The following is a 21,414-nucleotide window of genomic DNA, read 5'->3' as shown; positions in this document are numbered from 1 at the left end:
GGCGGGTCATGCGCCGATCAGCCGCGTCAACTCGTCGGCGACCAGCCGGGCGGCAGGAGAGGTCCAGCGTCTGCGGTGCCGGGTGAGCTGCACCGGCACCGGCTGCATCGCGGGACCGTCGACCTCGGCCAGGAGGCCGTCGCGCAGCTGCCGCTCGACGGTCGCCCGCGGCAGCAGCGTGAGCCCGAGCCCCGCGGCCACACAGGAACGGGCGGCCTCGATGCTGCCGAACCGGGTCAGCCTGGGCCGCGCACCGGGGAGCGCGAGCAAGGTGCGCACCAGCCGATCGCTGTACGAGCAGCCTTCCTCGTGGACGAAGAAGCTCTCCTCGGCCAGCTCCCGCCACGCCGCCTCGCGCCCGGCCAGCCGGTGGCCGGGCGCGGCCACGTACACCAGCGCCTCGTGTGCGATGGGCCGCGCCACCAGGTCGGCGGCGGCATCGATCTCCGGCTCCAGCAGCAGCGCCAGGTCGACCCGTCCCGAGCGCAGCCCTTCCAGGGCCGCGGCGGTGCCGACCGTGTGGAGATGTACATCCACCCCCGGGTGGGTGCGCCGCAGCGAGGCCACCACCCCGGGCACATGTGACGAGCACATCGACTCGCCCGCGCCGAGGGCGACCTGCCCCTCCACCGCCCCGTCGGCCCCCTCGCCGTTCCCGGCCGCCGCGGCGGCCCGCAGCCGGGCCTCGGCGTCCAGCACCCGCTCCGCCTCTTCGAGCAGCCGCCGCCCGGACCGGGTCGGTGTCGTGCCCGCGGGCAGCCGGTCGAACAGGCGCGTGCCGAGCTCCCGCTCCAGCGAGCGGATCTGGACGGTGACGGTGGACTGGGCGAGGTGCAGCTCGGTGGCCGCGGCGGTGAAGCTGCCGGTGCGGGCGAGGGCCACGAAGGTCTGAAGAAGTCTGGTGTCCATGGGTACCGCAGCCTAGCTGGGGCTATCGGGGTTCTCGATGGGCTTGAGCGAAAACAATCGTTGGACGCGATGGGCGGGCCGGTGACACGGTTGTTCCATGACCGCACAGAGCACTGACCGCACGCTTGACCACGTCCTGCGCTACTCCGCCTTCACCACCGACCCCTCCGGCGGCAACCCCGCCGGGGTGGTTCTCGACGCCGCGGCGCTCGACGACGCCGAGATGGTCGCCGTCGCCGCCCGCGTCGGCTACTCCGAGACGGCGTTCATCACGACGCGGGACGAGGCCGCGCGCCGCTACGGGCTGCGCTACTTCAGCCCCCGCGCCGAGGTGGCGTTCTGCGGGCATGCCACCATCGCCACCGCCGTCGCGCTCGCCGAGCGCATCGGCCCGGGCGAGCTGGTCTTCGACACGATGGCGGGCGAGATCCGCGTGGCGACGACCCTCGACGAGGAGGGCGCCGGGGCCGGCCGGGCGCCGCAGGCCACTCTCACCAGCGCGCCCGCGCACTCCCGCCCGGCCGACGAGGCCCTGACCGAGCAGGTGCTGAAGGCCCTGCGCTGGACGCGGGACGACCTGGACCCGGCCCTTCCGCCGCACATCGCCTTCGCGGGCAACGACCACCTCGTCCTCGCCGCCGCCACCCGCGAGCGGCTCGCCGCCCTGGACTACGACTTCGACGCGCTGGAGGAGCTGATGCGGGTCCATGGGTGGACCACCGTCCACCTGGTGTGGCGCGAGGCCGCGGACCGCTTCGACTTCCACGCCCGCGACCCGTTCCCGCCCGGCGGCGTGGTGGAGGACCCGGCCACGGGCGCCGCGGCCGCCGCCTTCGGCGGCTATCTGCGGGCGCTCGGGCTGGTGTCGGAGCCGACGAGGGTCCGGATCCGGCAGGGCGAGGACATGGGGCGCCCCAGCGATCTCCTCGTCGACGTACGGCCCGACGACGAGCGGGTGCGGGTCACGGGGCGGGCGGTGCGGATCCCTGGGGCGTAGGTGTGCGTAGTGAGTATGAGACAGCGACACGCCGAGCCGTCGGCGTGTCGCTGTCCCATACTCACGACGAATCCAGTGGCCGCTCAGTGCGGGATGGTGTCGATCACCTCGCGCGCCCCCTGGCGCAGCAGGGCCACCGCCACCGAGGTGCCGAGCGTGGCCGGGTCCAGCGGGCCCGCCCACTCGTGGGCGTCCAGCACCGTCTTGCCGTCCGGGCTGAAGACACGGGCGCGCAGGGAGAGGCGGCCGTCACGCTCGGCCCTGGCGTAGCCCGCGATGGGGGAGTTGCAGTGGCCCTGCAGCACATGCAGGAGCATGCGCTCCGCCGTGATCTCCTTCCAGGCGTCGGCGTCGCCGAGCCCGGAGACCGCGTCGATGGTCGCGGTGTCGTCCTCGCGGCACTGCAGCGCCAGCACCCCGGCCCCGATCGGCGGGCACATCGTCTCGACGGGCAGGATCTCGCTGATCCGGTCCGTGCGGCCGATGCGCTCGAGCCCGGACACGGCCAGCAGCAGCGCGTCGCACTCGCCCGCGTCCAGCTTCTCCAGGCGGCGGTTGGCGTTGCCGCGCATCGGTACGCACTCCACATGCGGGTGGGAGACGGCCAGTTGCGCGATCCGGCGCACCGACGAGGTGCCGATCCGCGCGCCCTCCGGCAGCTGATCGAGCGTCAACCCGCCGGGGTGGACCAGCGCGTCGCGGATGTCGTCGCGCTTGAGGTAGGCCGCGAACACCGTGCCCGCGGGCAGCGGCCGGTCGGCGGGCACGTCCTTGACGCAGTGCACGGCCAGATCGGCCTCGCCCGCCAGCAGCGCCGCGTCGACCTCCTTGGTGAACGCGCCCTTCCCGCCGAGCGCCGACAGATCGCCCATCCACCGGTCGCCGGACGTCGTGACCGGCACCACCTCGGTACGGACGCCGGGACGCAGCGCGGTCAGTTCGGCGCGGACCCGCTCGACCTGGGCGAGGGCCATGGGGGAGGAGCGGGAGACAATGCGGATGAGGTCGGTGGACGACATGGCGTACACGATAGGGCCTCGGCCGCGCGCCTCGGGCACCGGCCGGTGGCACCCCGTACGCTTCCCCCGTCCGGGCTGGTCAGCCTGGAGGACCGCCGTCCGGTGGGGTGAAGCCCTCGGCGAGGCTGGCGGCCAGGTGCTGGTATGCGGCGAGAGTCTTCGGGGGCAGGGCGTCGAGGACCATCAGCCCGCTCGCCAGGCTGGGGTCGTAAGGGATGGCTACCATGGCACGGCACTTGCGTTGGGGGACAAGCTTGGAGTATTCGAGCGGGTCGAAGCCGTCCACCCCCGTGATCACGACGATGCTGCGGCGCAGCAGCTCGGCGTGGCCCTGTGCGGTGATCCGGTCAAAGGTCGCATCGACGTCGGTCGGTCTTCTGCCGTCCTTCGCCGACCAGACGATGACCAACTGATCGGCGAGGTCGAGGACTCCGGGCGGCACGGTCCCCTCCGTGTCGGGCGTCACGTGGATGAGCGCGAGCGGATGCCTTTCGCTCAGCGCCTCTACGACCGGCTGGGCCGGGTAGTCCGCTTCGTTGCTGGGACGGCCGTCGGGAGAGGGCCTCTCGCGGGTGACTCTGATGCCGCCGTGACTGGCCCGTCGCAGCTCCGTGACGACATGCAGATCAGGCAGCAGGCGGCCAAGCAGGTCGGCCAGGTCCCGCAACTCCGTACTGGCCTCGCGCTGTGGCGGGCGGCTCACTCTGCCGGCCCCCGGTCGGATGCCGAGCACGATGACGCGATCGGGCCGTGCCTGAGCGAAGATCAGGCCGAGTTGGAGGGTCATCCCGGTTGCTTCGGTATCTCCTCGGAGGCCGAGCACCACGACGCGGTGGCCGGACGGCAACGGCGCGCGGAGGAGTTGCAGCTCGCGTTCCCGAGTGCCGTCGTCGGTTCCCGAGCTGGGAACTGTGCGCACCATGCGGGAGAAGACATCCGCGATCTCGGCCGCCGTCAGCCGGTCCCGGCGCGGGTTGAACAAGCAGGAGGCGACTGTCGTCCGCAGCGGCTCCCAGGGTGCGCCGTCCCATCGGGACCCGGCCCAGTCGACGGTTTTGCCGAAAGAGGTGTGGACCTGAGCGCCCGCGTACGGCCCGATGGTGTTGATCTGGCGCCGTTCGTGGGTGGTCGGCCGGCCGCCGCCCAGCGCCATCAGGATCTCGCCGAGAGCGAAGACATCGTCTTCGGGCGTGGGGCGCCTGCTCAGCCGTCGGCGCTTCCGGTCGATGACGGCCGTCTGCCAGCCGATCAGCTTCACCGCACCGTCGGCGACGAGGATCGTGTCCGTCGTCAGCCGGCCGTGCACCATTCCCTCGGCCGAGCAGAGGCTCACCGCCTCGGCCACCTGCCTGCCGAGGTGCGCCGCCGTCCGCGCGTCCCAGCCGTCCGCCGCGCCGTCGGAGAGCAGGGCGGTGAGGGTGCGGGCCGGGGAGCCGTCGGAGGTGAGGACGTGTTCCTCCGCGATCCATGGCGGTTCGGCTTCGAGGCCCTGCCCCAGCAGCTTCGGCGCATAGCGCCCGGACATCCGGCGCAGCGCCTCCGCGGCCGTGCTGAGTTCGGTGAACGCGCCCCGCCGTCCGGACTCCTGGTCCACCGTGCGCAGTACGGCGTTCTCCCCGTCCGGAGCGCGCCCCAGATACGCGGTGGTGCCGCTGCGGGTGCGGATGTGACATCGCAGGGTGTACGGGCCGAGCGCCTGGGGGTCGGCGTCCGACAGCGGGACCCAGCCGTGAGCCCGCTGTTCGCGGCTGAGCTCCGACATGGGCGCGGACGCCGGATCGGCGGGATCGAACCGCTCGAAGACCTCCCAGACCTGCTGCGCCGTCGGCCGGCCGCGCATGTACAGACACGCCATCACCGCGTCCCGGATCGGGGCCCAGTGGGGGGTGTTCCAGCGGGACATGTCGTACACATCGCCCGCGCGACGCGACCACCCTCCGCCGCCCAGGCACAGCAGGATGTCTCCCAGCGCCCGGACGTTGTCCTCGGGGGTCGGCGGGCGGGCGTCCGCGAGCGCCGGGGACGGCACGCCGTCGATGCAGGCCGACGACCAGCCGGTCAGGATGAGGTCTTCATCAGCCACGTACACCGTGCTCGCGGTGAGGTCGCCGTGCACCATGCCCTCCGCGGCGCATACCCGCACGGCTTCCACGAGTTGCCGGGCGAGCGCGAAGGCGGCCTCCGGTGTCCACCGGTCGGTGCCCGCGCGGAGGTTGTCGTCCAGCCGGTCCAGGATGAAGGGCTCTTCGGCGATCCACGGCGTCTCGCCGTGCAGGTGCTCCCGCAGCAGGGTGCGCGCGTACCGTCCGTCCATCCGGCGCAGCGCTTCCGCCTGCACGCCGAGCAGGGCGGCGGCCGGTGCCCCGCGCAGACGGCGGGATGTGTGCACGATGACCTGCTCGCCGTACGCGTCCTCGCCGAGGTAGGCGGTGACGCGCGATCCCGAGTGGTCGGCCAGTCGCAGCGTGTACGGGCCGATGGTGCGCGGGTCCTCGGGCCTCAACGGGCGCCAGCGGCGTCCCCGGGCGAGGCTTATCGGCAAGGTCGCGCCCAGCCGGGCCGCCAGCCGCCACGCCACCGTGCCGAACGGCTGGGTTTCCGCCGGGAGGCGGTCGGCACCCGACGGGTGGGCCAGCCAGGCCGGGAAATCCGGGGAGCTGCCCGCGAGTTCCTTCAGGCGGCGGCCGATCAGCTCGCGCGTCTCGTTGAGTTCGGGCAGTGGCACGGCGCCCAGCAGCGCGCGCCGGACCGTGTCCGTGAAGGTGAAGGGGCGTTGCTGGGGCGGGAACGGCCCCGGGCCCGCCGAGGTCGGCGGCTCGGTCGGGCGCATCAGCCCGCCGAGGAAGACCTCGGCCAGATGCCCCGTGTCCGCCTGCCACTCCACCGCCGTCTGCACCAGCCGCATCACGGGCACCGGCAGCGGGGCGACCGCGGCCAGGTGGGCGGCCAGGCGGTACGCCTCGGGCGAGGCCGCCTCCCGGAAGCGCTTCAGCCGGCTCAGGTCGTCCCCGGGCCTGGCAGGGACGGACGGCGCGGCGGCCGGGCGGCGGGGGCGCGGTGGGGCCAGCAGGGGGAGTACGGCCGTGCCGCTCGCGGAGGCGATCAGCTGGGCCCAGTCGGCCAGTGGCCCGGCGTCCGGCTCCAGGACGGGTACGGGGACGTGGTCGAAGCGTGCCAGCTCCGGGGGCAGTACGGGGTCGGTGACCGTCCAGTCCGTGCCCGGCGAGCCGGGCCTGCGGGTGCGTACCTGCCAGCGCTGCGCGCGGATCCCGGACCCCTCCCACAGGCGCGGCGGCAGGGCGTGCATGACGGCCGTCGGGCCGAGGCCCGCCCAGCGCTCCAGCACCGTGGACATCCGGCCGTCGCGCCACGCCGCGCCCACCCCGTCGCTCAGCACCAGCACCAGCGTGTGCCCCGACGGGTCGGACACCGCCGTGACGGGGAGGGTGGGCGCCTCGGGGACGTACGGCTTGGCGCGCAGTACGGGCGGGTCGGTGCCGCGCGTGTGCAGGCCCAGGACCCGTACGACGCGGAAGGCGCCGGCGCGCTGCAGCAGGGTGCGCAGCTCGACCGCCAGCCGCCGCCACAGCAGCATGGACATCCCGTCGTCGACCACGAGCGCGAGGTCCAGCCAGCGCTCGCGGGACGGACGGGTGACCACGTCGGGCAGGCCGGTCTCGGCGAGCGCCGTCGCGGTGGCGACCTCGTCGACCTCCCGCTTGAGCGGGTTGGGACGGTGCTGCTTGAGCGGGCGCAGCGCCCGGCCGATGGGCAGCTCGGCGCGGAGCGCCTTGGCCTCTGGCACCCGCAGCGGCAGCGCGCGGCGAGCGGCGGGCGGCGGGGGAGCGCCGGGGGCGGGCGGCGCCTCGATCGCGCCGTACAGATCGCTTGCGCTGTCGTGCGGCCTGGTCCGCTGAGGCGTTGTGGAGGGCCCGATGGGCGGCCTCGGCGGCGGGGGCGAGGTGGTGGATGCGGGGGGACGGGACCGGGTGGCGGGGCGCGGGGAGATGGCGGAGGAGGTGTCGGAGGTGGCGGCCGTACGGGCGCGCTCCAGCGGCGCCCCCGCCCCGGCCGTTCCGGCGGGCAGCCGTGTGGCCAGCCAGAGCGCGTCGAGCAGCTGCTCCTGGGACAGCCGCGCACCGCTGTCCGCGAGGATCGCGAGCGCGTCATCCAGCCGCCCGAGCGCCCCCGGCCGCCCCGGCCGCCGCCCGCCCCGGCCTTCCCCCGCCACGGGTCACACCACCCCGCCCAGCCGGTGCAGCACCGCGTCCAGCAGCCCGTCCGCCGACAGGTCCACGCCGCTCGCGCGCAGGAACACCGCGTTCAGCAGCTGGTCGGTGGCCAGCTGGCGGGCGGAGCGGCGGCGCAGGAAGGCCTCCAGCAGGCGGTCGACTTCCTCCAGCGCGTCCTCGCCCAGATGCGCGGTGACGATCTCCCGCAGCCGGGCCTCGTCGGGGGTGGGCAGCTCAAGGCGTACGCAGCGGCGCAGGAAGGCTGGAGGGAAGTCCCGCTCGCCGTTGCTGGTGATCACGACGACGGGGAACTCCTGGCAGCGCAGCCGCCCCCGCCGTACGGTGGCCCGCTCGTCCGCGCGCTCGGTGAGCACCTCGACCACCGACTGCTCCTCGGGCAGCCGGCCCAGCTCGGGGATCTCGAACTCGCCTTCCTCGAAGACCGTCAGTAGGTCGTTCGGCAGATCCACATCGCCCTTGTCCAGCTCGTCGACCAGCAGCACGCGGGGCCGTGGGCCCGGCACCAGCGCCGTGCCGAGCGGCCCGAGCCGTACGAAGCTGCCCAGGGGCGGCTCGGCCTCGCCGCGGTCGCGGCTGAGCGCGGTCTCCCGCAGCCGCCCGATCGCGTCGTAGCGGTAGAGCGCGTCCTGCACGGTGGAGCGGCTGTTGACCGGCCAGTGCAGGACCTCGCCCAGGTCGAGCTCATGGGCGATGGCGCGGGCCAGGGAGGACTTGCCCGTTCCCGGATGGCCGGTGACCAGCAGCGGGCGGCGCAGGTGCAGGGCGGCGTTCACCACGTCGGCGTGGGCCGGGGAGATGAGGTACGGCCGGGCGGGGCCGTCGGCCGGGGCGCCGTCGGGCGCGACGGGGCCGAAGGTGCGCCAGGGCGGGGCGGGCGGCATCTCGACCGGGCGCTGTCGGCCGTCTCCGTGGAACAGCCGCCAGCTGTCGTACGTGGTCATGCGCATACCTCCGGGTCGGAGTCGGTCGGGTCTGCCAGCTCCAGCACGGGCAGCGGCCGGCCGGCGTTCGGCGGCGGCCCGTCGGTGTCGGGCGGCGGTGGACGGTCCAGAGATGGATCGGTGGCCCGTGCGGCGGTCGACATGCGCTCCAAATCCTCGGCCGCAGCGGCGAATTCGCGGGCCCGCTCCAACGAGTGGACGGACACCTCGGAGACCCTGTAGGCAGGCGCGGCCGAAAGGGATTCCTTCACCTCCAGCAGCTCATACGACCGCTCGTCCTCCTCGGGTACCGGCCGCCCCGCGCCGTCCGGCGGCAGCAGGTCGGGGTCCGCCCACGCAAGCACCGGGCGGCCGGGGCAGGTCAGGGGCCGCTGCAGCGCCATGGCCCGGTAGATCCGTACCTGCTCCGGCAAATGCCCGCGCGGGTCGGTGCAGTGGCCGAGGGCGGGGGAGCCGGGCTTGTCGCCGCGGTCCCACAGCACCACGGGCACCCCCGCGGCCAGACACGTCTGCACGGCGGCGGAACGGCGCTGCCGCGACGCCACGATGTGCGCCCGCCCCGCGAACCGCCGTTCCATCAGCAGCCCGTACAGGGTCCGGGAGCTTTCGGCCGCCTCGTCGTCGATGTGCAGCGGCTCCTCGCTGTCCAGCCGGCGCCACCGCTCCCGCCAGTCGGACAGGATGCCGTCGCCGCCCCGCTCGCGCAGCTCGGGGCAGTTGACCACGACCGGGTACTCCGCGCCGAGCACCCGCGGCAGCGGCTGGTCCGGGTCCTCCCAGTCGTCGAGGGGCAGTTCCAGCGAGTCGCGGTCCACGACCAGTTCGACGACCGGAAGCAGGCGCCCGTCCGCCCGGGGCAGCGGGCCGACGACCGCCAGGATCTCCCGGGCCACTTCGCCCGACGTACGCGGCCGCTGGTCCTGCTCCGAGACCGGCTGCGGGCCGGTTCCGTCGTCGCACCACAGCCGCATGCGATAGCGCTCGGGGCCGTCGTCGCGGGTGGGCACCGCGCGCAGTTCGACCAGCACGCGCGGCGGGGTCGGCCGCCACTTCTTCGCCCAGTCCGCGGCGTCCTTACGGCGGTCCCACAGGGCCGTCGCGCCTACGCCGAGCCGCTCGGCGACCCGGTCGCACCACTGCCGCAGCGCCGCCCCCAGGCCCCCGCCCGCGCCTGCTCCACCAGCCGGGGAGCAGGCCGCCGCCACGTACTCGACGGCGCGCAGCAGCCTGGGCACGGGCACAGCGCCGACGCCGTGCGGGTCGGGCGCGCTGTCGCCGTGCAGCGCCTCCAGATGTTCGACGAGCGCGGCACAGCTCCCGCCGCCGTTCAACAGCGCCGCGGGCACGGCGGCCAACGGCAGCGCCGCCCGTACGGCGGCGGGGATCCAGGCCGCCGCGGGCGCGGGCAACGCGTCCAGCAGCTCGACCAGCCGCCCGTACTCCTGGAGCGTGAGCAGCCGGGCCAGCCCGTGTCCGCGCGCCACGGTCAGCAGTCGCCCCGCCAGCTCATGGGCGGCGCCGCCCAGCGCCTCGACCAGGGCGGGCAACGCCCGCTCCTGGGTGAGCAGCAGCCGGGCGAACTCCTCGGCCGACGGCGCCCCTTCGGCGCGATGGCGGAGGCCGCACTGCCGGGCGACGGCTCGCCCGCAGCGTGCCCAGCCGTTGTCCGACAGCAGCCGCCCGTCCAGCAGGTCGACCAGCTCCGGGTAGGCGGGGTGGTCGCGCGCGCCGTCGTCGGGACCGGCGGCGAGGTGGGCCATCCCGGCGCTGTCCAGCTCCCGCCGGACGCGCTGCCAGGGGATGCCCCAGGCGCGGCGGAGGCGACCGCCGTGGATGTCCAGCTTCGCGGTGACGAGCCCGACCACGACGCTCTCGTCGTCCGACCACAGCGGGCCGCCGCTGTACGAAGGTCCGACGTCCAGGGAGTGGTCGTCCCCGTCGAAGTACCCGAACCGGCCGTCGCAGCTGGTCACTTTGGAGTCGACGAAGACTCCCGGCTCCCCGCTGCCGTGCCAGGCGCGGACGCGCTGTGCCTTCGTCATGGGGTGCCAGGGCGGCGGCTGGAACGCGGGCGGCAGCGCCCCGGTCACGCGCAGCACCGCGAGATCGCCGTTCCATTCGTAGCCGCCCAGCCCCCCGTCGTCCATCCGCGGCGGGATCCAGGCCGCCAGCTCGGCCTCGCGCTCGACGGTGACCTCCCGGGCGATGATCCGCACCCGCACCGCGACCGGGCCCGGGTGGTCCGGCGCCAGCAGATCGGGCCTGCCCAGGGCGCTGTTGACGACATGTGCGCAGGTCAGCAGGTGCTGTCCGGACAGCAGCACGGCCGAGCCGGCGGGCTCGCCGTCGGCCTCGGTCAGGACGGAGACCGCGGGCCGCGAGGAGGGCCCGCGGGTGTGGAACCACCCCATGGCTCAGGCGGCCGGGCCGCAGCCGGGGTCGTCTTCCGGCCGCACGGCGGCCACCTGGCCCTGATGGTCCCCCTGACCGGCGCCCGGCCTGCCCGCCTCTGCCTCTGCCGGAAGCTGCCAGGTGGCCGAAACGGTGAGGCTGGCCTGCCCGTTGGCGCCCACGATGCCCAGCTTGAGGTCCTGCCCCACCTGCACACCGAACTGCACATTGATCTCGTGCGGCGGGTTCGGCACGGCGCTCACCGCGTCGTGCACCTCCTGGAGCAGCGGGCCCAGCGGCCGCAGCACCGTACGCAGCGCATCCGTGGCCAGCGCCGCGGTGCGCGAAGGGCGCGACACCGGGGTCACGCCGCCCACCCCGCCGACCCCACGCGGTCTGCCGGGCCGCGGCCCGCCCGCTTCGCCGCCGGGCCCGCCGCTCGGGGCCGCGCCCACGGGGGCCAGCTCCAGGCGTACGGAGGTGTCGTCGGCAAGCACTATCTCGGCGTAGTCCGTCACACCCCCATGATGCCGATCACAGCGCCTCTGGGCTGCCCTTTCGCGCCAATACGCCGTGGACCGACCCGCGGACCTCGATGTCGGATTCTCGCGAGCCAGGCGCCGTCCGATGTCCGATGCTTGAGCCATGCATACCGACACCGACCGGTGCCTGCGCGCGGCCCAGGCCAAGGACGCGCGCTTCGACGGATGGTTCTTCGTGGCCGTCGTCACCACCCGCATCTACTGCCGTCCGAGCTGCCCGGTCGTCGGCCCCAAGCCCGAGAACATGAGCTTCTACCCGAGCGCGGCCGCCGCCCAGCAGGCCGGCTTCCGGGCCTGCAAGCGCTGCCGCCCCGACGCCAGCCCCGGCTCGCCGCAGTGGAACGAGCGCGCCGACCTGGTCGCCCGCGCCATGCGGCTGATCGCCGACGGGGTCGTCGACCGCGATGGGGTGCCCGGCCTCGCCGCGCGCCTCGGGTACAGCACCCGCCAGATCGAGCGGCAGCTGCGCGCCGAGCTCGGCGCGGGCCCGCTCGCCCTGGCCCGGGCACAGCGCGCGCAGACCGCGCGGCTGCTCATCGAGACCAGCGGGCTGCCGATGGCGGACATCGCCTTCGCGGCCGGGTTCGCCAGCATCCGGGCCTTCAACGACACCGTCCGCGAGGTGTTCGCGCTCTCGCCCACCGAGCTGCGGCAGCGGGCCAGACGCGGCGGGCGGTCCGCCGCGCCGGGCGCGCTGAGACTGCGGCTGCCCTTCCGGGCGCCGCTGTGCCCGGACAACCTCTTCGGCCACCTGGCCGCCACCGCCGTGCCCGGCGTGGAGGAGTGGCGCGACGGCGCGTACCGCCGCACGCTGCGCCTGCCGTACGGACACGGGGTGGTGACCCTGCGTCCGGAGCCGGACCACATCGACTGCCAGCTGTCCCTCACCGATATGCGCGACCTGGCCGGGGCGATCAGCAGATGCCGGCGGCTGCTGGACCTGGACGCCGACCCCGCCGCGGTCTGCGACCTGCTGCGCACCGACCCCGACCTCGCGCCGCTGGTCGACAAGGCGCCGGGGCGCCGGGTGCCGCGCGCGGTGGACGCCGATGAGTTCGCGGTGCGCGCGGTGCTCGGGCAGCAGGTGTCCACGGCGGCGGCCCGTACGCACGCGGGCCGGCTGGTGACCGCACACGGCGAGCGGATCGAGGACCCGGCGGGTGGGCTGACCCATCTCTTCCCGACCGCGCGGGCCTTGGCGGGCCTGGACCCCGAGGCGCTGGCCATGCCGCGCACCCGCCGCGCCACGCTCATCGGGCTGATCGACGCACTCGCCTCGGACCGCCTCGCCCTCGGCGTCGGCAGCGACTGGAACGAGGCGCGGGCGCGCCTGGCCGAGCTGACCGGGATCGGGCCGTGGACCGTCGAGGTCATCGCGATGCGCGCGCTGGGCGACCCGGACGCGTTTCTCCCGACCGACCTCGGGGTGCGGCGCGCGGCGGCCGAACTGGGCCTGCCCGCCACCCCCGGGGCGCTGACCCGCTACGCGGCCCGCTGGCGGCCCTGGCGCGCGTACGCCGTCCAGTACCTGTGGGCCACCGACGACCACCCCATCAACCTCATGCCCGCACCGTAAGCAACCGGAATCGAAAGAATCCCGCCATGTCCCGCCTGCACACCGTCATCGTCAGCCCCTACGGGCCGCTCACCCTGGTCGCCGACGAAACCGCCCTCACCGGGCTCTACATGACCGACCAGCGCCACCGCCCGGCCGAGGAGACCTTCGGCGCCCCCGGCGACCCCGACGAGTCCCCGTTCGCCGAGACCATCCGCCAGCTGCGCCGCTACTTCGCGGGCGAGCTGACCGAGTTCGACCTGCCGCTGCGGCTGTCCGGCACCCCGTTCCAGCGCCGTGTCTGGTCCGAGTTGCGGCGCATCCCGTACGGCGAGACCCTCTCGTACGGGCAGCTCGCCGACCGCCTCGGCCGGCCGACCGCGGCCCGCGCCGTGGGCCTGGCCAACGGCAAGAACCCGGTGGGCATCATCGTCCCCTGCCACCGCGTGGTCGGGTCCACGGGCAGCCTCACCGGCTACGGCGGCGGGCTTGACCGCAAGCGGCAGCTGCTGGAGTTCGAGGCGCGGGGGCGGCAGCCCGGTCTCCAACTTTTTTGACGGACCGGCACAGCGGAGCGCCCCCGCACACGTCCAAGAGCTGACGGCGGCGACACCCACGCCGCGCCCCCGCCCCCTCAGCTCTCCGCCGCGATCCGCTCCAGCAGCGTGGGCAGGGCCGTGCCGATGGGCTCGCGGATCAGCTCGTCCGCGAGCTCGTCGTACGGGGTGGGCTTGGCGTTGACGATAATCAGCCGGGCGCCCGCCTCGGCGGCCATCCCGGCGAGCGAGGCCGCGGGCTGGACCTGGAGGCTGGAGCCGACCGCGATGAAGATTTCGCACGCCTTCGCCACCGCGACCGCGCCCGTCAGCACCTCCGGGTCGAGGCTCTCGCCGAACATCACCGTGGCGGACTTCAGGATTCCGCCGCAGGCCAGGCACGCCGGGTCCGGCTCACCGCCCGCCACCCGCTCCAGGGCCTCCGCCATCTCGGAGCGCGCCTTGCAGCGCGTGCACCGCACGGCCCGCGCCGTGCCGTGCAGCTCCAGGACCTTGCGCGCGGGGAACCCGGCGAGCTGGTGCAGTCCGTCCACGTTCTGCGTGATCACCCGGACCGGCGTGCCCGACCGCTCCAGCCGCGCCACGGCCTCGTGTGCCCGGTTCGGCTGGGCGCGCAGCGCCTGGCTGTCCCGTCGCATCTGCCAGGAGCGGCGGCGGATGTCCGGGTCGGACATGTAGTACTCGTAGGTCACCAGCCTCTCGGCCTCCGGATCGCGCCGCCACAGCCCCTGCGGGCCGCGGTAGTCGGGGATCCCGGAGTCCGTGGAGATGCCCGCCCCGCTCAGGATCGCCACGAGAGGCCGGCGCGTCGCTTCGGTGCTCATGTCGTGAGCGTACGCACCGGGCGCGGACGGCCGCGAGCACGTTTATCCGGAGAGGTAGAGTCCGCATCCATAGGTGATCGGCGCGGCGGAGGCGGAGAGTTCCAGATGACGCGGTCTGTGTGGCTGAGCGATGCGAGCGTGCGGCGAAAGGGTGATCAGCCGCCCCAAGACGGGCGCGTCACCTGGGAGATACGCACCTCCGACGGGCCCGACCCCGCGGGCGGGCGGACCATCCGGACCGTGGCCTTCCCCGAGCGGCGGCTCCCACCCGGCGGTGGCCCGAAGGAGTACCGCGCCGCCCGCAAGCAGGGCACCCGCGCCTTCACCCTCTGGGCCGACCCGCACCGCACGCAGGTGTTCGCCCACGTCGTGACCAAGTCGGCGGCCAAGGGCGGCCCCGCCACCCACGAGGTCCTGGGCGCCGCCGGTGAGCCCCTGGCCCTCATCGTCCGCGAACCGGCCATGAAGGGCGGCAGGATTCGCACCCGCTGGACCGTCCAGCAGGCCGGGGCCCAGCCCGTCGTCGGGCTCAAGGGGCGGCCCTTCTGGTGGGCCGTGTGGTGGCTGATCTCCCCGATCCAGCTGGTCATCATGGTCGGCAGCATCGTCGCGGCCAGTGGCGACGTCGCGCGCATGCCGCGCCGTACGAAGTGGCGCGCGGGGGACCGGGTCGTCCTCGATTGGCACAGCGGGGTGGGGGACAGCTTCGAGCTCGATGTGGAGACGGACGGGTGGGACGAACGCGTGACCGCATCGCTCCTCGCGCTGCTCGACAGCCACGACAGCTGGCTGGGCAACGCGTGGGACACGGTGGACCGGTGACGCGCCCGGCTCGTGCCCGGCGCGCGGCCGTCGGGAGGCCGCGGCCACGGGAAGGGCGCGGCCAGGGGAAGCCGCTCAGCCCACCGGCGCCCGCGCCCCCGCCAGCGCCAGCCGGTGCGTACGGGCCGCCAGGTCGGTGATCCGGGCCCCGTCGAAGCCGAACACCGCGCTGCGCACCCGGTCCCGCAGCGGCTCGCTCCACTGCGGGGGGATCGCCGCGGCTCCGTACAGGACGCCCGCCACCGACCCGGCCGTCGCGCCGTTGGAGTCGGTGTCCAGGCCGCCGCGGACGGTGAGGGCGATGGTCGAGGTGAAGTCGCCCTCTCCGTAGAGCAGCCCGGCCGTGATGACGGCCGCGTTGGGCACGGCGTGGATCCAGTGCAGCCCGCTGGTCTCCCGCTCCAGTTGGTCCAGCGCGTCCGGTCGGCTCACCCCGGCCTCGTACAGGGCGGCGGCCTTGCGAACCGTACGGGCCAGGCGGCAGCGGGGCGGGATCCGCTCCAGTGCCGCCTCGATCGCGTCGCGCGGGCCGTCGGCGGTGAATGCGGCGGCGATCAGCGCGGCCGCCCACATCGCCCCGTACACGCCGTTGCCGGTGTGCGACAGCACGGCGTCGCGCCGGGCCATCGTGGCGGCGGCGCGCGGATCGCCGGGGTTCACCCAGCCGTGGATGTCGGCGCGAATGAGGGCGCCGATCCACTCCTGGTAGGGGTTGTCGAGGGTGGCGGTGAGCGGCGGCTTCACCCCGGCGGTGAGGTTGCGGTAGGCGACGCGCTCGGCGGTGAAGGTCTGCAGATACGGCAGGCGCAGCAGCCACAGGTCGCCGACCTGCTCGGTGGTGAAGTCGAAGCCGTGGGTCTCCAGGAGGTGCAGCCCCAGCAGGGTGTAGTCCACGTCGTCGTCGCGGCAGCTGCCGTGGATCCGGCCCCGGGTGCACTCCTGCCACTCCGGGCGCAGCTCGAACTCCACGGGGTCGGGCGGGGGCTCCAGCGCGGGAAAGTAGTCGGTCAGCGGCAGGGCGTCCGCGCGGCGCAGATAGCGGTCGATCCGCTCACGGGTCCAATGATCACCGCGCTCCACGGGCTTGCCGAGCATGTTCCCGGCGATGCGGCCGAGCCAGCCGCCGAGGATCCGATCCGCGAGTGCGCTCCCGCCAAGGGCCATGAGTCCGGTGTACCCGAGCCGACGCCGGGCCGCAGGTCGACACCGTGGCCCGCCGGCCGCGGCCTGCCGCTCGGCGCAGCTCAGGGCCCTGTTCGGCGCGGCCGTCGCCCGGATAGGGTCGCTGCGGGGTGGTTGATCGGCTGGGGGCGAGAGCAAGGGGTGACGACGGTGGCGGATGGCGCGCAGTCTCGGGCGGAGGCGGTCTCGCGGACGCGGGTGCTGGTCGCCGCGGACAAGTTCAAGGGCTCGCTGACGGCCGTGGAGGTCGCCGCGCATGTCACGGCCGGGCTGCGGCGCGGGGCGCCGGGCGGGGCCGGGGCGGTGAGCGTCGAGGCGCTGCCCGTCGCCGACGGTGGCGACGGGACGGTGGACGCGGCGGTCGCGGCCGGGTTCGAGCGGCGCGAGGCACGGGTGACCGGGCCGCTGGGCGAGCCGGTCACGGCGGCGTACGCGCTGCGCGGCGAGGTGGCGGTGGTCGAGATGGCCGAGGCGTCCGGGCTGCGCCACCTGCCGGCGGGGGTTTTCGCGCCGCTGACCGCGACCACGTACGGCAGTGGCGAGCTGCTGCGCGCGGCGCTGGACGCGGGCGCCCGCAGCGTCGTCTTCGGGGTCGGCGGCAGCGCGACGACCGACGGCGGCGCGGGCATGCTGGCCGCGCTGGGCGCCCGGCTGCTGGACGCCGCGGGCGAGCCGGTCGAACACGGGGGTGGTCCGCTGCGGGAGCTGGCCACGGTGGATCTGAGCGGTCTGGATCCGCGCCTGGCGGACACGGAGATCGTCCTGGCCAGCGATGTGGACAATCCGCTGACGGGGCCGAAGGGTGCGGCGGCGGTGTACGGCCCGCAGAAGGGCGCGACCGAGGCCGACGTCGCGGCCCTGGACGCCGCGCTCGCCCACTACGCGGAGGTCCTGGGGCGGGCGGTGGGGTCGCGGGCCGCGGAGTGCGCGCAGGCGCCCGGCGCGGGCGCGGCGGGCGGCATCGGCTATGGCGCGCTCGTCGGCCTCGGCGCGACCTTCCGCCCCGGGATCGAGGTGATGCTGGACGTGCTCGGCTTCGCCCCGGCACTCGAACGCGCCGACCTGGTGATCACCGGCGAGGGCTCGCTGGACGAGCAGACCCTGCACGGCAAGGCCCCGGCGGGCGTGGCGGCCGCGGCGCGGGCGCGCGGCGTCGAGGTGGTCGCGGTCTGCGGCCGTCTCGCGCTGACCCCGGCGGCCCTCGCCGGCGCGGGCATCAGCCGGGCCTACCCGCTGACCGCCCTGGAGCCGGACCCCGCCCGCTGCATCGCCGAGGCGGGCCCCCTCCTGGAACGCGCGGCGGAACGGCTCGCGGGGGATTTCCTCGCCTGAGCGCCCTGTTGACCCCGGCCGAGCGTGCCGCGCGCGCCGAGCAGGCCCGCACCGCCCTGCGGGCCTGGAACGGCTACGACCCCAGCCCGGCCGATGAGGCGGGTCTCGACGCGGAGCTGGACCGGCGCCTGGCCGAGGCGGCCGCCCGGTGAGCGACAGCCTGCACATCGTGCTCGACGACGCGGCCATGGTCGCTGCGGGGCAGGGCAACATCCTGGCGTCCCGTCTCATCCACCGGGCGCACGCCGAGGCGGGCTGGTTCCTTTACGCTCCCGCTTGCGCGCTGGTGGAGGCCGACCGGGCCCGCCCCGGCACCGCGGAGCACATCGCCGCTCTGCCCGGCATCACCGTCCTGGAGCTCGATCTGCCGGCCGCCCTGGCGGTGGCACGGGACACCTCCGCCTGGGCCGTCGCGCACACGCGGTACGCGGCTCAGCCGACGCCCGAGCGCCCTGACGGCGCAGTGGTGGTGACCGCCGCCGCGGACGCGTGGAAGAAGCAGGCGGTACGCGTCCTCGACCTGGGGCCGTGACCGGAGCGCCACACGGGCCCGAAGGGCCGCGAGAACACCGAAAACAGGGTGGGCCCGAGCGATCTCGCTCGGGCCCACCCCGCATCCCTATGCCTGATCCCGCGCTACGGCAGCTGCGCCGCCCTTGCCTCGCGGCGGTTGTCGCGGAAGGCGTTGACCCGGCGGGTCATGGCGAAGAGGGGGATCACCGCGCCGAGGACGAGCTGCAGGGCGCAGGCCGTCTGGAGCAGCAGCTCGCCGCCGGGGGCCTCGAAGGCCCAGGCCGCCAGGAGGGCCATGCTGGTGACGATCCAGCTCAGCATGGCGACCGCGAGCCGGCCCCGGGGCTTGGGGTACTCCACCCGGCTCACCATCAGCCAGGCGACGCCGACGATCGCCAGCAGCGTGGGGACGAACGGCAGGCCCAGCAGTACGACCGACACCACGGTCAGCGCGCCGAAGGGGCTCGGCATGCCCTGGAAGACCCCGTTGGGCATGGTCACGCAGGAGAATCTCGCAAGCCGCAGCACCACCGCCAGCAGCACCACGATCGCGGCGACCGCCGACACCCGCTGGTACGCGTCGGGGGCGGCGACCATGCCCCACACCACCACGAAGTACGCGGGGGCGAGCCCGAAGCTGATCAGGTCGGAGAGGTTGTCCAGCTCCGCGCCCATCGCCGAGCTGCGCAGCTTGCGCGCGACGAGCCCGTCGAACAGGTCGAAGACGGAGGCGAGCAGCATCAGCATGACCGCGGAGGCGGCGCTGTGCCGGGTCATGCCGCCGTCCTCGCTGCCCGTCAGGTGCGGGATGAGGACGCCGGTGGTGGTGAAGTACACCGCCAGGAAGCCACAGGTCGCGTTACCGAGGGTGAGCGTGTCCGCTATCGACAGGCGCGTCGACAGCGGCATGTCGTCCGCCTCGTCGATGTCCTCGTCGACCCCGCCCACCTCGGCCTCGGGGACCCAGGTGGCGGCCTGCGCCTCGGAATCAGTGACGGTCAAGGCGAGTCACCCCCGCTGTGGTGGCCTGGCCGACCTCGACCGCGACGTCGACGCCCTTGGGGAGGTAGATGTCGACGCGCGAACCAAAGCGGATCAGGCCGATCCGCTCGCCCTGCTCCACCTTGGTGCCCTGGGGCACGTACGGCACGATGCGCCGGGCGACGGCCCCGGCGATCTGCACCATCTCGATGTCGCCGAGCTCGGTGTCGAAGTGCCAGACAACCCGCTCGTTGTTCTCGCTCTCCTTGTTGAAAGCGGGGACGAAGCCGCCGGGGATGTGCTCGACGGACGTCACCGTGCCGGCCAGCGGGGCGCGGTTGACGTGGACGTTCAGCGGGCTCATGAAGATGGCGACGCGAGTGCGCCCGTCCTTCCACGGCATGATGCTCTGCACCACGCCGTCGGCCGGAGAGATGACCCGGCCCTGAGCGATCTCTCGCTCGGGGTCGCGGAAGAACCACAGCATGCCCGCCGCGAGAGCGGTGGCGGGCACGGCGACGGCCGCCCAGCGTCCGGAGCGGCGGGCGCGAGTGAGGCTGACCGCCGCGGTGGCGACGGTCGGGAGGAGCCACGGCGACGCTCCGCGCGCGAGGCGTACGCCGGCCAGGCTGTCGCGTGGTGCAGAGGATTGGCTGTGGGGCATGGTTGACCTTCGTAGCGGTGGGTGCCGCGACATGAGACTGGGGACGGCGGCTTTCCGGGATGGTATCGGTTGCGAGCGGTAACTGGGCAAGCGCCAGGGCCTGTCGATGGCTGAAGTCTCCCCGGCGTGGTGTGATCTTCTTCTCGCGGCTACCACCGCAATACCATGCCAAAACGTACATTCAGCCGTTGATACGGTACTCCTCCAGCAGTCGTCGTCCGATAATCATTTTCTGGATCTCGGCGGTGCCTTCACCGATGAGAAGCATGGGGGCCTCTCGGTAGAGACGCTCGATCTCGTACTCCTTCGAGAAGCCGTAGCCGCCGTGGATGCGGAAGGCGTCCTCCACAACCTCCTTGCAGTACTCGGAGGCCAGGTATTTGGCCATCCCGGCCTCCAGGTCATTGCGCCGGCCCGAGTCCTTCTTGCGGGCCGCGTTGACCATCATCGCATGAGCCGCCTCGACCTTTGTGGCCATTTCGGCCAGTTTGAACTGGATGGCCTGATGTTGCGCGATGGGTTTGCCGAAGGTGTGCCGCTGCTGTGCATATGCAACGCCGAGCTCGAAGGCGCGGCGCGCCACACCGCAGCCACGGGCGGCCACATTGACCCGCCCGACCTCCACTCCGTCCATCATTTGGTAAAAACCGCGGCCGGTCGTGCCGCCGAGGACGCGATCCGCCGGAATGCGCAGTCCGTCCAGGATGAGCTCGGTGGTGTCGACGCCCTTGTAGCCCATCTTCTCGATCTTGCCGGGGATGGTGAGCCCGGGGCGGACCTCGCCGAATCCCGGCTCCTTCTCCACCAGGAAGGTGGTCATGGACCGGTGCGGGGCGATCTCGCCGTCCGCCGCGCCTTCCGCGCCCGTCGCGCCGGTCTCATCGGTTCGGCACAGCACCGCCACCACCGTGGAGGTGCCGCCGTTGGTCAGCCACATCTTCTGGCCGGTGAGCAGATAGTCGTCGCCGTCCCGGACGCCCTTGGTGGTGATCGCGGACACATCCGAGCCCAGGCCCGGCTCCGACATCGAGAAGGCGCCGCGGATCTCGCCCAGCGCCATCTTGGGCAGGAAGTACTCCTTCTGCTCCTGTGTGCCGTGCTGCTTGAGCATGTACGCGACGATGAAGTGGGTGTTGATGATGCCGGACACGCTCATCCAGCCGCGGGCGATCTCCTCCACGCACAGCGCGTAGGTCAGCAGCGACTCGCCGAGCCCCCCGTACTCCTCGGGGATCATCAGCCCGAAGACGCCGAGCTCCTTGAGGCCCTCGACGATCTGGGCCGGGTACTCGTCGCGATGCTCCAGCTCGGTCGCGACCGGGAGGATCTCTTTGTCGACGAAGTCCCTGACGGTGGCCAGGATCTCCTGCTGGACGTCCGTCAGGCCGTCGGTCTGCGCGAGGCGGCTCATCTCAGTCCTCTCCCAGCTCGGAGGAGACGGGCGGGCGGCCGGGCTGCTCCCCGCCCCGCTCCTTGATGTACGTCGCCGTCGGCACCATCACCTTGCGCCGGAAGACGCAGACGAGGGTGCCGTCCTGCTTGTAGCCCTTGGTCTCCACATGGACCACGCCCCGGTCGGGCTTGGACTTCGACGGGGTCTTGCCGAGCACCGTCGTCTCCCCGTAGATCGTGTCGCCGTGGAAGGTGGGCGCGACGTGCCGCAGCGACTCGACCTCCAGATTGGCGATGGCCTTGCCGGAGACGTCCGGCACGGACATGCCCAGCAGCAGCGAGTAGATGTAGTTCCCGACCACCACGTTCTTGCCGAAGTCGGTTGTCTTCTCGGCATAGTTGGCGTCCAGGTGGAGCGGGTGGTGGTTCATGGTGAGCAGACAGAAGAGGTGGTCGTCGTACTCGGTGACGGTCTTCCCCGGCCAGTGCCGGTAGACATCGCCCACCGCGAATTCCTCATAGGTGCGGCCGAACTGCATG

19 protein-coding genes are annotated in these 21,414 nt (G+C 73.6%); 7 read left to right on the top strand and 12 right to left on the bottom strand.

Annotation, left to right across the window (positions count from 1 at the left end; genetic code table 11):
• Window positions 1–6: 6 nt before the first annotated feature.
• Complete coding sequence (locus PV419_RS25110; RefSeq protein ID WP_319692440.1) at window positions 7–909, bottom strand: LysR family transcriptional regulator; 903 nt, start codon at window positions 907–909, stop codon at window positions 7–9.
• A gap of 97 nt (window positions 910–1,006) precedes the next feature.
• Between PV419_RS25110 and PV419_RS25105 the strand changes: the two genes are divergently transcribed.
• Entirely contained in the window at window positions 1,007–1,906 is a 900-nt protein-coding gene (locus PV419_RS25105; RefSeq protein ID WP_319692438.1) for a PhzF family phenazine biosynthesis isomerase, read from the top strand.
• An 83-nt stretch (window positions 1,907–1,989) separates the two neighbouring features.
• On the opposite strand, the gene hemC is transcribed toward PV419_RS25105, so the two are convergent.
• From hemC to PV419_RS25080, 5 genes are all read right to left on the bottom strand, one after another.
• A complete protein-coding gene (gene hemC, locus PV419_RS25100) occupies window positions 1,990–2,925 on the bottom strand; it encodes a hydroxymethylbilane synthase (protein ID WP_319692436.1) in 936 nt (311 codons plus the stop codon).
• Between the two features lie 79 nt (window positions 2,926–3,004).
• Window positions 3,005–7,156 (bottom strand): SAV_2336 N-terminal domain-related protein, encoded by a 4,152-nt coding sequence (locus tag PV419_RS25095; RefSeq protein WP_319692435.1) that lies wholly within the window; start codon window positions 7,154–7,156, stop codon window positions 3,005–3,007.
• 3 nt (window positions 7,157–7,159) lie between these two features.
• A complete protein-coding gene (locus PV419_RS25090) occupies window positions 7,160–8,119 on the bottom strand; it encodes a MoxR family ATPase (RefSeq protein WP_319692433.1) in 960 nt (319 codons plus the stop codon).
• Window positions 8,116–10,530 carry a trypsin-like peptidase domain-containing protein gene (locus PV419_RS25085; protein WP_319692432.1) on the bottom strand — a complete coding sequence of 805 codons (2,415 nt, stop codon included), beginning with the start codon at window positions 10,528–10,530 and terminating at the stop codon, window positions 8,116–8,118. The genes PV419_RS25090 and PV419_RS25085 overlap by 4 nt, the downstream gene beginning before the upstream one ends.
• A 3-nt stretch (window positions 10,531–10,533) precedes the next feature.
• Window positions 10,534–11,028: a CU044_2847 family protein gene (locus PV419_RS25080; protein ID WP_319692430.1), complete on the bottom strand. Its 495-nt coding sequence runs from the start codon at window positions 11,026–11,028 to the stop codon at window positions 10,534–10,536.
• 127 nt (window positions 11,029–11,155) lie between these two features.
• On the opposite strand from PV419_RS25080, the gene PV419_RS25075 reads away from it, so the two are divergent.
• Together PV419_RS25075 and PV419_RS25070 are read left to right on the top strand one after the other, a co-directional pair.
• A complete protein-coding gene (locus PV419_RS25075; RefSeq protein WP_319692428.1) occupies window positions 11,156–12,628 on the top strand; it encodes a DNA-3-methyladenine glycosylase 2 family protein in 1,473 nt (490 codons plus the stop codon).
• Between the two features lie 26 nt (window positions 12,629–12,654).
• The gene (locus tag PV419_RS25070) at window positions 12,655–13,164 is read left to right on the top strand and encodes a methylated-DNA--[protein]-cysteine S-methyltransferase (protein ID WP_319692427.1); all 510 of its coding nucleotides are present in this window, start codon (window positions 12,655–12,657) and stop codon (window positions 13,162–13,164) included.
• Between the two features lie 77 nt (window positions 13,165–13,241).
• On the opposite strand, the gene PV419_RS25065 is transcribed toward PV419_RS25070, so the two are convergent.
• On the bottom strand, window positions 13,242–13,988 hold the full coding sequence (locus PV419_RS25065) for an SIR2 family NAD-dependent protein deacylase (RefSeq protein WP_319692425.1): 747 nt from the start codon (window positions 13,986–13,988) through the stop codon (window positions 13,242–13,244).
• Window positions 13,989–14,093: 105 nt separating this feature from the next.
• Between PV419_RS25065 and PV419_RS25060 the strand changes: the two genes are divergently transcribed.
• Window positions 14,094–14,810 carry a hypothetical protein gene (locus PV419_RS25060; protein ID WP_319692424.1) on the top strand — a complete coding sequence of 239 codons (717 nt, stop codon included), beginning with the start codon at window positions 14,094–14,096 and terminating at the stop codon, window positions 14,808–14,810.
• A gap of 75 nt (window positions 14,811–14,885) precedes the next feature.
• On the opposite strand, the gene PV419_RS25055 is transcribed toward PV419_RS25060, so the two are convergent.
• Window positions 14,886–15,974: an ADP-ribosylglycohydrolase family protein gene (locus tag PV419_RS25055; RefSeq protein WP_319692423.1), complete on the bottom strand. Its 1,089-nt coding sequence runs from the start codon at window positions 15,972–15,974 to the stop codon at window positions 14,886–14,888.
• Window positions 15,975–16,142: 168 nt separating this feature from the next.
• On the opposite strand from PV419_RS25055, the gene PV419_RS25050 reads away from it, so the two are divergent.
• The 3 genes from PV419_RS25050 to PV419_RS25040 are packed head-to-tail and all read left to right on the top strand — an operon-like array spanning window position 16,143 to window position 17,856.
• Entirely contained in the window at window positions 16,143–17,324 is a 1,182-nt protein-coding gene (locus tag PV419_RS25050) for a glycerate kinase (protein ID WP_319692421.1), read from the top strand.
• An 8-nt stretch (window positions 17,325–17,332) separates the two neighbouring features.
• Entirely contained in the window at window positions 17,333–17,476 is a 144-nt protein-coding gene (locus PV419_RS25045) for a hypothetical protein (protein ID WP_319692419.1), read from the top strand.
• Window positions 17,473–17,856, top strand: coding sequence for a hypothetical protein (locus PV419_RS25040; protein ID WP_319692417.1), 384 nt, complete (start codon window positions 17,473–17,475; stop codon window positions 17,854–17,856). The genes PV419_RS25045 and PV419_RS25040 overlap by 4 nt, the downstream gene beginning before the upstream one ends.
• Window positions 17,857–17,960: 104 nt before the next feature.
• On the opposite strand, the gene pssA is transcribed toward PV419_RS25040, so the two are convergent.
• The 4 genes from pssA to PV419_RS25020 form a co-directional block, all read right to left on the bottom strand.
• Window positions 17,961–18,839 (bottom strand): CDP-diacylglycerol--serine O-phosphatidyltransferase, encoded by an 879-nt coding sequence (gene pssA, locus PV419_RS25035; protein ID WP_319692415.1) that lies wholly within the window; start codon window positions 18,837–18,839, stop codon window positions 17,961–17,963.
• Complete coding sequence (locus PV419_RS25030) at window positions 18,826–19,482, bottom strand: phosphatidylserine decarboxylase (RefSeq protein ID WP_319692413.1); 657 nt, start codon at window positions 19,480–19,482, stop codon at window positions 18,826–18,828. Before PV419_RS25030 ends, pssA begins: the two co-directional genes overlap by 14 nt.
• A 181-nt stretch (window positions 19,483–19,663) precedes the next feature.
• Entirely contained in the window at window positions 19,664–20,893 is a 1,230-nt protein-coding gene (locus tag PV419_RS25025) for an acyl-CoA dehydrogenase family protein (protein ID WP_319692412.1), read from the bottom strand.
• Between the two features lies 1 nt (window position 20,894).
• Complete coding sequence (locus tag PV419_RS25020; protein WP_319692570.1) at window positions 20,895–21,413, bottom strand: MaoC family dehydratase; 519 nt, start codon at window positions 21,411–21,413, stop codon at window positions 20,895–20,897.
• Between the last annotated feature and the right edge of the window lies 1 nt (window position 21,414).

It is taken from the genome of Streptomyces sp. ME19-01-6, assembly GCF_033793745.1.
Lineage (GTDB): Bacteria > Actinomycetota > Actinomycetes > Streptomycetales > Streptomycetaceae > Streptomyces.
This window is presented reverse-complemented; position numbering and strand designations above follow the sequence as displayed.